The sequence below is a fragment of the Castellaniella denitrificans genome (assembly GCF_027214045.1).
GTDB classification, from domain to species: Bacteria; Pseudomonadota; Gammaproteobacteria; order Burkholderiales; family Burkholderiaceae_B; genus Castellaniella; species Castellaniella denitrificans_A.
The window spans coordinates 709115-723408 of record NZ_JAPWHE010000001.1; the positions used below are offsets into that span (position 1 = coordinate 709115).

13 protein-coding genes are annotated in these 14294 nt (G+C 69.3%); 5 read left to right on the forward strand and 8 right to left on the reverse strand.

Annotated features, from left to right (window positions below):
• Window positions 1-12 precede the first annotated feature (12 nt).
• Together O4H32_RS03385 and O4H32_RS03390 are read left to right on the forward strand one after the other, a co-directional pair.
• Window positions 13-1284: a phenylacetate--CoA ligase family protein gene (locus O4H32_RS03385; protein WP_269356678.1), complete on the forward strand. Its 1272-nt coding sequence runs from the start codon at window positions 13-15 to the stop codon at window positions 1282-1284.
• Window positions 1285-1418: 134 nt separating this feature from the next.
• Window positions 1419-2441, forward strand: a complete 1023-nt coding sequence (locus O4H32_RS03390) for an amino acid ABC transporter substrate-binding protein (protein WP_269356680.1) — start codon at window positions 1419-1421, stop codon at window positions 2439-2441.
• Here the strand turns inward: O4H32_RS03390 and O4H32_RS03395 are convergent, their stop codons facing one another.
• Genes O4H32_RS03395 through dprA form a run of 3 tightly spaced genes read right to left on the reverse strand, consistent with a single transcriptional unit; the run spans window position 2442 to window position 5091 of the window.
• Entirely contained in the window at window positions 2442-2915 is a 474-nt protein-coding gene (locus O4H32_RS03395; protein WP_269356682.1) for a hypothetical protein, read from the reverse strand.
• A 2-nt stretch (window positions 2916-2917) separates the two neighbouring features.
• On the reverse strand, window positions 2918-3820 hold the full coding sequence (locus tag O4H32_RS03400; protein WP_269356683.1) for a hydroxymethylglutaryl-CoA lyase: 903 nt from the start codon (window positions 3818-3820) through the stop codon (window positions 2918-2920).
• A 59-nt stretch (window positions 3821-3879) separates the two neighbouring features.
• Window positions 3880-5091, reverse strand: a complete 1212-nt coding sequence (gene dprA, locus O4H32_RS03405; RefSeq protein ID WP_269356684.1) for a DNA-processing protein DprA — start codon at window positions 5089-5091, stop codon at window positions 3880-3882.
• 114 nt (window positions 5092-5205) lie between these two features.
• On the opposite strand from dprA, the gene def reads away from it, so the two are divergent.
• On the forward strand, window positions 5206-5730 hold the full coding sequence (gene def, locus O4H32_RS03410) for a peptide deformylase (protein ID WP_269356686.1): 525 nt from the start codon (window positions 5206-5208) through the stop codon (window positions 5728-5730).
• Window positions 5731-6687 carry a methionyl-tRNA formyltransferase gene (fmt, locus tag O4H32_RS03415; RefSeq protein WP_269356688.1) on the forward strand — a complete coding sequence of 319 codons (957 nt, stop codon included), beginning with the start codon at window positions 5731-5733 and terminating at the stop codon, window positions 6685-6687.
• A gap of 53 nt (window positions 6688-6740) precedes the next feature.
• Here fmt and O4H32_RS03420 read toward each other — a convergent pair whose 3' ends face one another.
• The 4 genes from O4H32_RS03420 to rsmB all read right to left on the reverse strand — a co-directional run bounded on the left by O4H32_RS03420 (window position 6741) and on the right by rsmB (window position 11779).
• The gene (locus O4H32_RS03420) at window positions 6741-7454 is read right to left on the reverse strand and encodes a response regulator (RefSeq protein WP_269356689.1); all 714 of its coding nucleotides are present in this window, start codon (window positions 7452-7454) and stop codon (window positions 6741-6743) included.
• Between the two features lie 63 nt (window positions 7455-7517).
• On the reverse strand, window positions 7518-9794 hold the full coding sequence (locus O4H32_RS03425) for a sensor histidine kinase (protein ID WP_269356969.1): 2277 nt from the start codon (window positions 9792-9794) through the stop codon (window positions 7518-7520).
• Window positions 9794-10363, reverse strand: a complete 570-nt coding sequence (locus O4H32_RS03430; RefSeq protein ID WP_269356691.1) for a DUF4390 domain-containing protein — start codon at window positions 10361-10363, stop codon at window positions 9794-9796. The genes O4H32_RS03425 and O4H32_RS03430 overlap by 1 nt, the downstream gene beginning before the upstream one ends.
• 93 nt (window positions 10364-10456) lie before the next feature.
• On the reverse strand, window positions 10457-11779 hold the full coding sequence (rsmB, locus tag O4H32_RS03435) for a 16S rRNA (cytosine(967)-C(5))-methyltransferase RsmB (protein ID WP_269356693.1): 1323 nt from the start codon (window positions 11777-11779) through the stop codon (window positions 10457-10459).
• A gap of 153 nt (window positions 11780-11932) precedes the next feature.
• Between rsmB and rimO the strand changes: the two genes are divergently transcribed.
• Entirely contained in the window at window positions 11933-13255 is a 1323-nt protein-coding gene (gene rimO / locus O4H32_RS03440) for a 30S ribosomal protein S12 methylthiotransferase RimO (RefSeq protein WP_269356694.1), read from the forward strand.
• Window positions 13256-13275: 20 nt separating this feature from the next.
• Here the strand turns inward: rimO and O4H32_RS03445 are convergent, their stop codons facing one another.
• Window positions 13276-14232 carry a methyltransferase domain-containing protein gene (locus O4H32_RS03445; protein ID WP_269356696.1) on the reverse strand — a complete coding sequence of 319 codons (957 nt, stop codon included), beginning with the start codon at window positions 14230-14232 and terminating at the stop codon, window positions 13276-13278.
• Between the last annotated feature and the right edge of the window lie 62 nt (window positions 14233-14294).

The window sequence follows — 14294 nt, forward strand, 5'->3', positions numbered from 1 at the left end:
CGGGGGAATGGCATGCAGGCATACTACGATGCGCGCGAGACCCTGCCCGCCGACGAGCGCGAACGGCAACTGTTCGAGCGCCTGCCCGCCGCGCTGGAGCGAGCCCGGGAGCGGGCGCCGGCCATCGCCCGGCAGCTTCGGGGGATCGAACCGGCGATGCTGGAATCGCGCGAAGCCCTGGCCCGCGTACCGGTGCTGCGCAAGAGCGAGTTGCTGCAGACCCAGCACGCCGAACGCATCGCCCGGGCCGGGGGCTCCGCCGATGCCGAACGTCTGCGCGTGTTCGGCGGTTTTTCCACCATCGGGTGGGGCGCGGCGCGGCGGGTGTACGCCTCGCCGGGTCCCATCTACGAACCCGAAGGCCCGCGTCCGGATTACTGGGGATTCGCCCGCGCCCTGCATGCGGCGGGGGTGTGCGCCGGCATGCTGGTGCACAATTGTTTTTCCTATCATTTCACGCCGGCCGGCTCCATGATGGAGACCGCCGCCCATGCGCTGGGCTGCACGGTGTTTCCCGGCGGCGTCGGGCAGACCGAGCTGCAGGTGCGCGCCATGGCGGATCTGGCGCCGCACGCCTACACCGGCACGCCCAGCTTCCTGCGCATCATCCTGGAAAAAGCCGATGAAATGGGGGTGGCGCTGCCTTCGCTGCAGCGGGCGCTGTTCTCCGGCGAGGCCTATCCGCCGTCGCTGCAGGCCTGGTTCCGGGATCGTGGCATCCAGGGCTTCCAGGCCTACGGCAGTGCCGACCTGGGCATGGTGGCCTTCGAAACCCCCGCGCGCGAGGGCCTGGTCGCCAACGAGGATCTGATCCTGGAAATCGTGCGGCCGGGCACCGGCCAGCCTGTGCCCGAGGGCGAGGTCGGCGAACTGGTCGTCACGACCCTGAACGCGGACTACCCGCTGCTGCGCTTCGGCACCGGCGATCTGTCGGCCTTGATGCCGGGGGTCTCGCCCTGCGGCCGGACCAATCTGCGGATCCGCGGCTGGCTGGGACGGGCCGACCAGACGACCAAGGTGCGCGGCATGTTCGTGCATCCCGAACAGATCGCCCGCGTGCTGGACCGCCATGTGGAGATCGGGCGCGCGCGGCTGGTGGTCTCGGGGGAGACGGGCCACGATGTCATGACGCTGCGCGTCGAGGCCGATGCCGCGCTCGACACTGCGGCGGTGGCCGCCACGGTGCGCGAACAGACCAAGCTGCGGGCCGTCGTCGAGGTCGTGGCGGCCGGCAGCCTGCCCAACGATGGCAAGGTGATCGAGGACGCCCGCCGCTACGACTGAGCGGTGCGCGGCGCGGCAGCGGCGGTGTGGCGTGGGCGCGCCCGCATATGGATATTGTGTCCGGGCATATCGATTCCCGGGCTCCCTCAGTTACTATGTGCGGATCCGTGAAGCAGACCGAGGGAGATTCTTCCATGCGTGGATTCAAAATGATCGCCGGCCTGGCCGTCCTGCTGGGCGCCGGCATGCCCCTGGCCCAGGCCGACACCCTGTCCGTCGTCAAGGAACGCGGCGCCGTGCAGTGCGGCGTCACCACCGGCTTCGCCGGCTTCTCGGCGCCCGACACCAAGGGCGAATGGAAGGGCCTGGACGTGGACATGTGCCGCGCCGTCGCGGCCGCCGTGCTGGGCGACGCGTCCAAGGTCAAGATCGTGCCCCTGAACGCGCAGCAGCGCTTCACCGCCCTGCAATCGGGCGAAATCGACCTGCTGGCGCGCAACACCACCGTGACCCAGTCGCGCGATACCTCGCTGGGCGCCATTCACGCCGCCATCAACTTCTATGACGGCCAGGGTTTCATGGTGCCCAAGTCCCTGGGCGTCACATCGGCCCGCGGCCTGAACGGGGCCACGGTCTGCATGCAGACCGGCACCTCCAACGAGCAGAACATGGCCGATTGGGCGCGCGCGAACAACGTGAAATACACGCCGGTCGTGATCGCGCAGTTCAACGAAGTCGTCAACGCGTTCGCGGCCGGCCGCTGCGACGTGTTCACCACCGACGCTTCGGGCCTGGCCTCGATCCGCATCTCCAAGATGTCCCAGCCCGCCGACTACGTGATCCTGCCGGAAATCATCTCCAAGGAACCCCTCGGCCCCTTCGTGCGCCAGGGCGACGACGCCTGGCTGAACATCGTCAAATGGAGCTTCCACGCCATGGCCGGCGCCGAAGAGCTGGGCGTGACCGCGGCCAATGTCGACGCGCAATTGAAAAGCACAGATCCCAACGTGCAACGCCTGCTGGGCGTGACAGGCAACGCGGGCAAGAACCTGGGGCTGGACGACGAGCAATGGGCCTATCGCATCGTCAAGCAGGTGGGCAACTACGGCGAATCGTTCGAACGCAACGTGGGCATGGGCAGCCCGCTGCAGATCCAGCGCGGCCTGAACGCCCTCTGGAAGGACGGCGGCCTGCTGTATCCGTTGCCGATCCGGTGACTAGAGCCTCTTCCGGTACACCAGGCTGATGCGGGCGAAGGCCGCCTGCAATTCCGGCGTGCCGGCCTGAAAGATCACGGGCCGGCCTTTTTGCACGAAGCACACCAGTTTCTTCGAGGCGAACAGCGGAATGAACTTGGTGGACTGGAGTTCGTTCCAGGGCACCTCGCGGCGCGTGATCCAGGACTGGCGGATGCCCCAGTCGGATATTTCCGTCACCGAGGTCCACATGTGGACGCTCATCCAGAGCAGCGCGCCGAAGCACACCACGATGCTGGCGATGACCGGCATCGGCAACGCCCGCTCCGGCGAGAGTTGCAGCACCATGACCAGACGCACGGCGATCGCGGCCATGATGAGCCAGGCGACGACGGCGATCCAGCGGGGCCACGCCCGGCCGCGCAGCGGCAGCGGCCCGATCTGGGCCATGAGGGCGTCGTGTTCTTCGGGGGAGGGACGGCCGAACGGGGACATCGTCAGGCCTTCTTCAGTGCCAGGGCGCGGCCCGCGCGGCTGGAGGTGGGGCGGCCGATGCGTTCGGAAATCCATTGGCCGATGTCCACGACGGCGTCCAGGTCCACCCCGGTATGCAGCCCCTGGCCGCGCAGCAGGTACAGCACGTCTTCCGTGGCGACGTTGCCGGTGGCGCCCTTGGCATAGGGGCAGCCGCCCAGGCCGGCGACCGAGCTGTGAAAGATGCGCACCCCGCAGTCCAGCGCGGCCAGAATGTTGGCCAGCGCCTGGCCGTAGGTGTCGTGGAAATGCCCCGAAACCCGCGTGCCCAGGTCGGCGACCTGACCGACGGCGCGCAGCACGCGCCCGACCTGGGCGGCCGTGCCCACGCCGATGGTATCGGCCACATCGATTTCGTCGCAGCCCAGCCGCAGCAGGCGTTCGGCCACGTCGACGACGGCGGCCACCGGGGTTTCGCCCTGGTAGGGACAGCCCAGCGCGCAACTGATGCTGCCGCGCAGGCGCATCCCGGCCTCTTTCGCGGCGGCGGCCACGGGCTCGAAGCGGGCGATGGATTCGGCGATGGAGCAGTTGATGTTGCGCTGGGAGAAGGCCTCGCTGGCGGCGCCGAAGATCACGACCTCGTCGGCGCGCGCGGCCAGGGCGCCTTCGAAGCCGCGCAGATTGGGCGCCAGGACGGAGTAGATCGTGCCGGGACGGCGGTCGATGCCGGCCATGACTGCAGCGCCGTCGGCCATTTGCGGCACCCATTTCGGGGAAACGAAGGACGCGGCCTCGACATTCTGGAAGCCGGCGGCCGCCAGGCGGTCGACGAGCTCGATCTTGACGGCGGTGTCGACGAACTGCTTTTCATTCTGCAGGCCATCGCGCGGCCCGACTTCGACGATTTTGATGTGTTCGGCCATGGATTTCGTCCGGCGAGGATCCCCAATCGGGAGAGGGGTCCATCATAGCGCAGCCGGACTCAGGTTCCGCGCCGGTAGCGGCCGTCGGCGGTGCGCTCGATCCGGCCGGCGATTTCCAGCAGGGTCAGCCGGCCCATCAGGCGGTCGACGGGCCATTCCAGATCCGTCTGCAAGGTGTCCAGGGCGACCGGGTCGAGGCCGATCCGGCGCAGCAGGGCATCGGCGTCGGGATCGGCACCCGTGTCCGGCGCCCCCTCGGAAATGGCCGGCCCCGTCGGGGGAATGGGCACGGTCGATGAAGCGCCGTCATGCCGGGAGACGTCGGGCCCCGCATCGGATGTCGGTCTGGCCGCCGGGATCCCCGGCAGCGCGCCTTGCCGGAGTTCCTCGGCGATGTCCTGGCCGGACTCGACCAGCTTGGCGCCCTGGCGGATCAGGGCGTGGCAACCGCGCGACAGGGGGGAGTGGATGGAACCGGGAATCGCGAAGACCTCGCGCCCGAGTTCGCCGGCCAGCCGGGCGGTGATCAGCGAACCGCTGCGCGCCGCGGCCTCGACCACCAGCACCCCCTGGCTCAGGGCGGCGACGATGCGGTTGCGCTGCGGGAAATGAAAAGGCAGTCCCGGTGTTCCCAGGGGAAATTCGGACAGCAGCAGGCCATGGGTGGCGATGCGGTGGGCCAGGGCGTGGTGAGCGGGCGGATAGACCCGGTCGACACCTGTGCCCAGGACGGCCAGGGTGCCGCCGCCGGCTGCGCCGGCGTCCAGGGCGCCGGCATGGGCCGCGCCATCGATGCCGCTGGCCAGGCCGCTGACCACGCACCAGCCCTGCAGCGCCAGGTGGCGCGCGAAGGCATGGGCGTTGCGTTCGCCGTCCGATGTGGCGTGGCGCGCGCCGACGATCGCCAGCATGGGCCGGTTCAGCACAGCCAGCCGGCCATGGGCGTACAGGATCGGCGGCGGGTCGCTCAGCGCGTACAGCGTGCGCGGATAGTGGGGATCGGCCAGGGTCAGCAAGTGATGGTCGTCGCCCCGCAGCCAGTCCAGCGTCTGGTCGATGGCGACCTGGATCTCCGGTTCGGGCGGCTGGCGCAGGCGGGCCGCCAGCGCCGGATCCAGATAGCGGGCCAGGTTGCCGGTGGTGGCCTCGACGATGTGCTGCGGCATGCCGAAGACCGACAGCAGCAGACGGATCCGGGCCGCGCCCAGTCCGGGTTCGAGGCTCAGGCGGATCCAGGCGCGCAGTTCAGGTTCGGGGGCGTTCAGGGGCATGGCGCCAGTGTGCCATGAACGGCGGCCGCGTTTCGCTGTGGGCGGGCGGTTTATGTCCCGGGACATGGTCCTGATTTATCATGGAGCTTTGGCATCACCGTCACGGTTTTAGACATGGCTCTGCTTCCCATTCTCAAATACCCGGATCCCCGGCTGCACAAGGTCGCCGCCCCGGTGCGACAGGTGGACGATCGCATCCGCCAACTGGTGCGCGATATGGCCGAAACCATGTACGCGGCGCCCGGGGTCGGCCTGGCGGCCACCCAGGTGGATGTCCACGAACGGATCGTGGTCATCGACGTTTCCGAAGACGGCAACGACCTGCACGTGCTGATCAACCCCGAAATCACCTGGAAGAGCGAAGAACTCCAGGTCTACGAAGAAGGCTGCCTGTCGGTGCCCGGTGTCTACGACGAGGTCGAACGCTCCGCGCGCATCCACGTGCGCGCCCTGGACGAGCGCGGCGAACCCTACGAGTTCGACGCCGAGGGTCTGCTGGCCGTGTGCGTGCAGCACGAACTCGATCATCTGCTGGGCAAGGTCTTCGTCGAGTACCTGTCCGTGCTCAAGCAGAACCGCATCCGCACGCGCCTGCGCAAGCAGCAGCGCGAGTCCCAGCGTGAATCCGCCGGAGTCTGAATGCGTGTCGCCTTCGCGGGAACCCCGGAATTCGCCCGGCAGGCCCTGGATGCCCTGATCGGGGCGGGGCATCGGATCGTCTGTGTCCTGACCCAGCCTGACCGCCCCTCGGGGCGCGGCATGAAGCGCGTGCCCAGCTCCGTCAAGCAGGCCGCCATCGAGGCCGGCATCCCCGTACTGCAGCCGCGCAGCCTGCGCCTGGACGGCAAATATCCGGAAGACGCCCGGGATGCCGAGGCCGCGCTTCGGGATCTGGCGCCGGACGTCATGGTGGTGGCGGCCTATGGCCTGATCTTGCCCCGATGGGTGCTGGACCTGCCGCGCCACGGTTGCCTGAACATCCACGCCAGCCTGCTGCCGCGCTGGCGCGGGGCGGCGCCCATCCAGCGCGCGATCGAGGCGGGCGACGCCGTCAGCGGCGTGACCATCATGCAGATGGACGCGGGCCTGGACACGGGCGACATGCTGCATCGGGTGGAACGTCCGCTGACGGCCGACGAGACCGGCGCCAGCCTGCATGACGGGCTGGCGGCCGATGGCGCGCGCGCCATCGTGGATGTCCTGGCGTGGTTGGCGGCCGGGCATGCGCCCGTGCCGGTCCCTCAGCCGGAGGCGGGCGTATGTTATGCGGACAAGCTGCAGAAGTCCGAGTCGGCGCTGGACTTTTCCCGCTCCGCAGGGGAACTGGCGCGGCGGGTGCGGGCCTTCGATCCCTTTCCCGGCACGACGATGCCGCTGCCGGGCATGGACCAGCCGGTGAAGGTCTGGGCGGCGCGGGCGTTGCCGGCCACAGGCGTGATCGGGAACGGCGCGCTGGCGCCCGGTGCGATCGTGGCCATGGGGCCTGACGGCATCGATGTGGCGACGGCCGATGGCGTATTGCGTGTGACGGCGCTGCAGAAGCCCGGTGGGCGGCGCCAGCCGGTGGCCGAGTTCATGCGGTCGTATCGCGGCTAGGCCCGGCGCGCGCCGGGCGGTCGCGGCGGCCCGGCCGGGGCCGTGCGTGTCGTTCAGCCGCCGGACGATTTCTTGCGCGAGGTGTCGATGCCGAGCTGTTTCAGCTTGCGGTACAGGTGGGTGCGCTCCAGCCCGGTGCGCTCGGAAACCCGCGTCATGCTGTGGTTTTCGTGCAGCAGGTGGTATTCGAAGTAGATCCGCTCGAATTCGTCGCGGGCCTCGCGCAGGGGCTGGTTCAACGAGATCCGGCCCAGATGCGAATCATCGGGGGCGGGATCGGCGGGCGCCGCGCCCATGGGCTGCGCGGCGGCAGGGCCGCCCGCCAGCGCGGGCGGCTGGGTGAAGACCGGGTCGGCGGGGGGGGGCGGACGTTCGGTGCGGCTGCGCATGGAGGCCGGGATCACCGGGCGCGCGAGGCCGGCGGCGACGGTCTTCAGCAGCTTCTGCAGCGTGATGGGCTTTTCCAGGAAGTCGACGGCACCGATGCGGGTGGCCTCGACGGCGGTGTCCACGGTGGCATGGCCGCTCATCATGATGACGGGCATGTTCAACAAGCCCTGGCTGGACCATTCCTTGAGCAGGCTGACCCCGTCGATGTCGGGCATCCAGATGTCCAGCAGCACCAGATCGGGGCGTTGGCGGAGACGGGATTCGCGAGCCTGCGCCGCATTTTCCGCGAGTTCGACCGTGTGGCCTTCGTCGTAGAGAATTTCGGACAGCAGTTCGCGGATGCCTATTTCGTCGTCCACCACCAGAATTCTGGCCATATCACCTCACCTTGTGTTCTGCGTATTATCGTGTGCTTGCCTGGGCGCGTCCAGCCGGAAGGACTAGGTCGCCAGCCTCGAAAACAGAATGGAAATGCGGGCGCCGCCTTCGGTCCGGTTGGAAATGTCCACCTGGGCGGCGTGTTCCTCGATGATCTTCTTGACGATCGCCAGTCCCAGTCCGGTGCCGGTCGGTTTGGTCGTCACATAAGGTTCGAAGACGCGGTGCAGCACCTCGGGTGCGAAGCCCGGGCCGTTGTCCGAGACCGTGAGCCGGATACGGGGCTGCCCTGATCCGTCCTCCGGACGGATCAGGCGGGTCTGCACGCGGACCTCGGCCGTGCCGGGCCCGGCGTGCTGGCAGGCGGCGTCGCGGGCGTTGGCCAGCAGGTTGTGGATGACCTGGCGCAACTGGGCCGGGTCTCCCTGGATCGGCGGCAGGTCCGGCGCCAGCAGGGCATCGAAGCGGGCCGCGCCCGGGGTGGCGGGCGGCGGGGCCGGCTCGGCGGGATCCCAGCCGTACAAGGTCAGGACCTCCGTCAGCAGGGCGTTCAGATCGATGTCCTGCATCTGCGCAGGCGGCGTGCGGGCGTATTCGCGGAAATCGTCCACCATGCGTTTCAGGGACGCGACCTGGTTGACGATGGTCTGGATGGACCGCTGCAGCATGGCGGCGTCGTCCGGCGCCAGCCGGTCGGCCAGTTTCATGGCCAGCCGCTCGGCCGACAGCTGGATGGGGGTGAGGGGGTTCTTGATTTCATGCGCCAGGCGGCGGGCGACCTCGCCCCAGGCGACCGTGCGGTTGGCGGAGATCACTTCGCTGATGTCGTCGAACACCACCAGGTAACCGTCCTCGTGGCCGTCCATGAGCAGCCGGGTCCCCCGGGCCAGCAGAGTGACGACGTGTTTCTTGCGCTCATTGTCCGGCGCGGCCTGGAGCTCGACTTCGAACTGCTGTTGCCAGTAGGGGCGCGTCGATTCGACCGCGTCGTGGGCGGAGAACGCCTGGCGGATCAGGCTGGCGAGCGCCAGCGCGCCATCGACGGTTTCCAGCGGGCGGCCCTGGGCGGTGCGCAGGTCGACATGCAGGATGTTCTGGGCGCCCTGGTTGAACAGCGTCAGCCGGAAGGCGTGGTCGAACACCAGCACCCCGGAGGACAGGTTGCTGAGCACCGATTCCAGGTACAGGTTGCTCTGTTCCAACTGGCGGCGGTGACGGTCGACCATCTGGCGGGCCTCGTCCAGCTGGCGCGTCATGGCGTTGAACGAGCGGGTCAGTTGGCCGACTTCGTCGCGCGCGGGCGGCTCTGGCAGGGGGCGGTAGTCGCCGACCCCGACGGCCTGGGTGCCCGAAGCCAGCGACAGCAAAGGCCGCACCAGGCGGCGCGAGACGGCCAGTGCCACGACGACGGCGGCGAAGACGGCCAGGATCAGGGCCAGCGTCAGGGTGATGCCATAGAGTTTGCGCAGGCCCAGGCGCGACAGGGCCAGTTCCTGGTAGTCGCGGAAGCCCTGCTGGACCTGGCTGGCATTGTGGGCGATGCGTTCCGGCACGGCCTGGATCACCTGCAGCCAGCGCGAATCGCCGCCCAGACTCATGGGGTTGCCCAGCCGGTCCGCGGCGGCCGGACCCAGCGGGATCACGACGCGCAGATGCAGACCGTCGCTGGTCGGCCCGTCGCCGGGGCCCGCATCGGCCTCGGCCGCGGCGTAGCCCTGGGCGACCCGCAATTGGTTCATGACGCTGCTGGGGGGCAGATCCGGCAACAACTGGCTGAAGGCCGACGAGGAAAAGGCCACCAGGCGGCCGTTGCCGGTGAAGACCATGGCTTCGTCGATTTCGTTGGCGGCGCGCAGCGAGGTGATCAGCAGGGCGGTTTCAGCGTCGCTGGCGCTGCTCAGCCGCAAGGCCATGTTGCGCGCCCGGCCGTTGAGTTCGGTGAGCTGGGCGTCCAGCGCCGCGCGGCCGAGGTTCAGGCCGGCTTCCAGGGCGGTGTCGACCCGGACGTTGAACCAGGACTCGATCGAGCGCGACATGAACTGTACCGACAGCACGTAGATCAGCACGCCCGGCAGGATGCCGATCAGGGTGAAATACAGCGTAAAGCGGGCGGTCAGCCGGGCGCCGAACTGGCGCCGCCGGATCTGGCGCAGCAGCCGGATCGAGAGCATGGCGACCCAGGACATCAAGGCGATTGCCAGAATGCCGTTGAGCACCAGCAGCACGTCGTACTGCTGCGCATAGCGCGAGGCATTGCCGGTGGACCAGACCAGGAGGCCCAGCAGCGCGATCGCGCTGGCGGCGGCGACCCCCAGCGCGGAGCGCAGCGCCCAGCGGATCAGCCGCGGGGCGTTGCGGCGGAGATCGAAAAAGTGAATTCTTTCCATGGAGTCGTCAGGGACCAGGCCGCGCTGTTGAGGGCGTCGACCTGGAAGGGGCGGGCCAGTCGGGACGTGTCCAGCCGCAGCCGCAGCCGCCCCTGATAGGTCTGGTCTGGCGTGAAGCGGCCGACATCGCCGAGAGGCCAGTCGCGGATGTGGCGCACCAGGTCGAGGGCTTCGTCCAGGGATGTGGCCGGCAGGGACAGATCCCCAGTCCCGACCCGCCACTGGCGCGTCAGCGCGTTGTACTGGATGCGCCAGGTCTGGCTGGTCGACAGGACCGTCTCGTCGAACCACCACCAGCGCGGGTGATCGATGGTCAGGTCCGCCGTGAAGTACAGCGGGAGGCCTTTGCGGGCGGCGTCGTGCAGTTCGTCGCCCAGGGTGAACTCGATGTCGGCGTTCAACAGGAGCTGGTCCTGGCGCATCACGGGTTCGATGCGCACGATCCGGCCGTCGTCGGCCCGGGCGGCCGGGGAGGTCAGGAACAGGAGGCTGAAGGCCAGTAGGATCAGGAAACGTGGCATGCGCTGGCGGGGATGGAGCGGAAAGTCACGGACAGTCGCAGTATTGTTGAGCCCGCGCCAAAGCGCAAGCCGCGCGGTGCCGTGCCGGCGGCCTCATGAGGGCTTGCGCAGCAGGGCGTAGAAGAAGCCGTCGCCGCTGTCGGGGCCGCCGGGCAGGATGTGGCCGGGGGCCGCCAACCGCAGCGTCCCGGGATGCCGGTCCAGGAAGGCGCGGACCTGCGCTTCGCCTTCCTGGGGAAAGATCGAGCAGGTGGCGTACAGCAGATGGCCGCCGGGTGCCAGCAGCGGCCACAGCGCGTCCAGGATGCGCGCCTGCAGGGCCGCCGTGCGTGCGAGGTCGTCTTCGCGGCGCAGCCAGCGGATGTCGGGGTGGCGACGCACCACGCCCGACGCTGTGCAGGGGACGTCGGCCAGGATGGCGTCGTAGGGCCGCCCGTCCCACCAGTCTTCGGGCCGGGCCGCGTCGGCGCATCGCAGGGTCACGTCGGGGGACTCCAGGCCCAGCCGCCGCAGGTTCTCGCCCACGCGCTCCAGGCGGCGGGCATCGCTGTCCAGCGCCGTCAGGCGCAGCGTGTGGCGCTCCAGCAGGTGGGCCGTCTTGCCCCCGGGCGCCGCGCAGGCGTCCAGCACCCGCATGCCGTCCCGCACAGGCAGCAGCGGCGCGGCCCGTTGGGCCGACGGATCCTGCACCGACCACCAGCCTTCGGCGTAGCCGGGAATGTCGCGCGCGGGGCGGGGCGTGTCCAGGATCAGTCCGTCTTCGCCTGCGGGCCGGGTGGCCAGACCGGCCTCGGCCAGACGCGCCCGCAGCGCGTCCCGGCCGATGCGCCGGGCGTTGGCGCGCAGGACCATGGGCGGTGGCTGGTCGGCGGCTGCCAGGATCGTTCGCCAATCGTCCGGCCAGGCTTCCCGCACGGCGGCGATCCACCAGTCCGGATGGTTCCAGACCGCGTCGGGCCGCCGGGCCAGTTCCCCGGTCAGCGCCGTGCGTTCGCGCCCATAGCGGCGCAGCACGGCGTTGATCAGGCCTTTGGCCGGCCGCGTGCGGCGGTCGGTGGCCGCCGCTTCGACCAGCTGATGGACCAGGGTGTGCTCATGGTAGAGCGGCGTGCCGGGCGGCTGTCCGGCGCCTTCGCCCTGGCGCAGGCTGGCTTCCAGCAGGCTCAGGCCCAGCAGGATCAGGGCCTCGGCCAGGCGTTCCGGCGGACGGCGCGGCACCAGCCGCTCGCGCACGGCCCGGGCATGGCCCAGCCGGCGCATGGCGTGGAAGGACAGTGCCTGGGCGGCCGGTCGCAGCGCGGCCGGGATCGATTCCAGCGCCTCGGACAGGGACTGGCCGTCCAGCACCGCTCCGATGGCCCGGGCGGCGGCCAGCAACTGATCGGACAGGACGGGGGATTGTGGCGATTCCGGCACGAAAAGGATCCAGAATGGGGGGTTGCGGGATGGATTCGGGGGACTTTAGCACCAATTGGCTAAAATCAAGGGTTGCCTCGACCAGGTCCGTCCAATGGCCGCACGGCCGGCGCGGTCCCGCGTCGTTCCTTCCGCATTCCACCGAGTATTTCCATGAGCCAATCCCCCCGCGTCGGTTTCGTCAGCCTGGGCTGTCCCAAGGCCCTGGTCGATTCCGAGCGCATCCTGACCCAGCTGCGCACCGACGGCTACACCATCAGCCCCGACTATGAGGGGGCCGACGTCGTCGTGGTGAACACCTGCGGCTTCATCGACAGTGCCAAGGCCGAATCCCTGGACGCCATCGGCGAGGCCATCGTGGAAAACGGCAAGGTCATCGTCACCGGCTGCCTGGGCGTGGAAGCCGACATGATCCGCGACGTGCATCCCGCGGTGCTGGCCGTCACCGGCCCCCAGCAGTACGAGCAGGTGGTGCGCGCCGTGCACGCCGCCGCGCCGCACGAACGTCCGCACGATCCCTACGTGGACCTGGTGCCGCCCCAGGGCATCCGCCTGACGCCGCGCCACTATGCCTACCTGAAGATCTCCGAAGGCTGCAACCACAACTGCAGCTTCTGCATCATCCCCTCCATGCGGGGCCGCCTGGTCAGCCGCCCGATCGGCGACGTGCTGGGCGAGGCCCGCCGCCTGGTGGACGCCGGCGTGAAGGAACTGCTGGTGATCTCTCAGGACACCAGCGCCTACGGGGTGGACGTCAAGTACCGCACCGGCTTCTGGGAGGGGCGTCCGGTCAAGACCCGGCTGACCGAGCTGGCCGGCGCCCTGGGGGAATTCGGCGTCTGGGTGCGCATGCACTACGTCTATCCCTATCCCCACGTGGACGAACTGATCCCCCTGATGGCCGAAGGCCGCGTCCTGCCCTACCTGGACATTCCTTTTCAGCACGCCAGCCCGCGCATCCTGAAGGCCATGAAGCGCCCCGCCTTCGAGGACCGCACCCTGGCCCGCATCCGCCAGTGGCGCGAGACCTGTCCGGACCTGACCCTGAGGTCCACGTTCATCGTCGGCTTCCCCGGCGAAACGGAGGAGGACTTCCAGTACCTGCTCGACTGGATGACGGAAGCCCAGCTCGACCGCGTCGGCTGTTTCCAGTATTCCCCGGTCGAGGGCGCGCGCGCCAACGAGCTGGCCGACCCCGTGCCCGACGAAGTCAAGGCCGAGCGCTGGGAACGTTTCATGGCGCACCAGCAGGCGATCTCCACGCGGCGCCTGGCCGCCAAGGTCGGCCGCACACTGACGGTGCTGGTGGACGAAGTCGACGCGGAGGGAGGCGCCACCGCCCGGTCCATGGCGGACGCCCCCGAGATCGACGGCAGCGTGCTGCTGCGCGACGCCGCCGGCTGCGCCCCGGGCGACCTGATCCAGGTGCGCATCGAGGACGCGGACGAATACGACCTGTACGGCGTGCCGGTCTAGGACGCTGCGCGCAGACGCTTTCAGGTTTCCTCGTCCGGCTTGCGCGGCACTACGCGCGGGGGCGGCTTGCCGGCTTCCAGGGGCTGGGCGCGCTTGAACGTGGTGACGGGCAGATCGCCGAATACGCCGCGCCGCGCGGCGACGCGCCAGGCGTGGCCGTAGGCGACTTCCAGGCTCAGGTGGATCGTGCCGTCGGCGTGGCGGCGGCGTTCCAGCGCCCGGACCAGGCGTTCGCGCCAGGCGCGGCCCGGCATGCCGCGGCGGCGCCCGGTGTGGGGGTTGCCGCCCAGCGCGCGGACGTCTTCCAGCAGTTTGTCGGCGGTCTTGTAGGTCAGGGTGATGATTTCCTGGTCCATGACGGGATCGGCGAATCCGACCTGCAGCATCAGATCGCCGAAATCGTGCATGTCCACGAATGCCATGGGCTGCGTGTCCGGATCGGCCTCGGCCAGGGCCTCGCGCAGTTCGCGGAAGGATCCGGGTCCCAGGCTGGAATACATCGCCAGCGCGTCGTTGCGCAGGATGCGGCGCCATTCCTGCAGCACCAGGTGGGGCTCGGGGTGCCAGTGCAGGGCCAGATTCGACCAGACCAGATCCAGGCTTTCGTCCGGCAGGCCGGTCTCGGCCAGGTCGGCCTGCCGGAAATCCGGCTTGGGCGTGGGCTTGTTGCGCAACCGGTGCCAGAATCCGGGCCTGGCCGCGTAGCGTTCGCGCGCCGCGTCCAGCAGCGCGCCGCAGGCGTCCAGGCCGGTGTAATGCTGGTCGGGGTAGCGGGCGCGCAACGGATCCAGCGCGTGGGCGGCGCCGCAGCCCGCATCCAGGATGTCGTGCGGCGCGATGCGGATGTAGCTCAGGCGGCGCAGCATGCGCTGGGCGATTTCCCCGTACAGGAATTGCGGGGCGTCGAGCGGCGCGCGCCGGGCGAACTGGCGCGTCACGGCCTGGGGGTCGATGGGCAGACGGGGAAGCTGTGGCATAAACGATCAAGACCGGCTCCGGGGCGCCCCGAAGCGTGCTGTGATGGAGGTTTCCTGCGAAA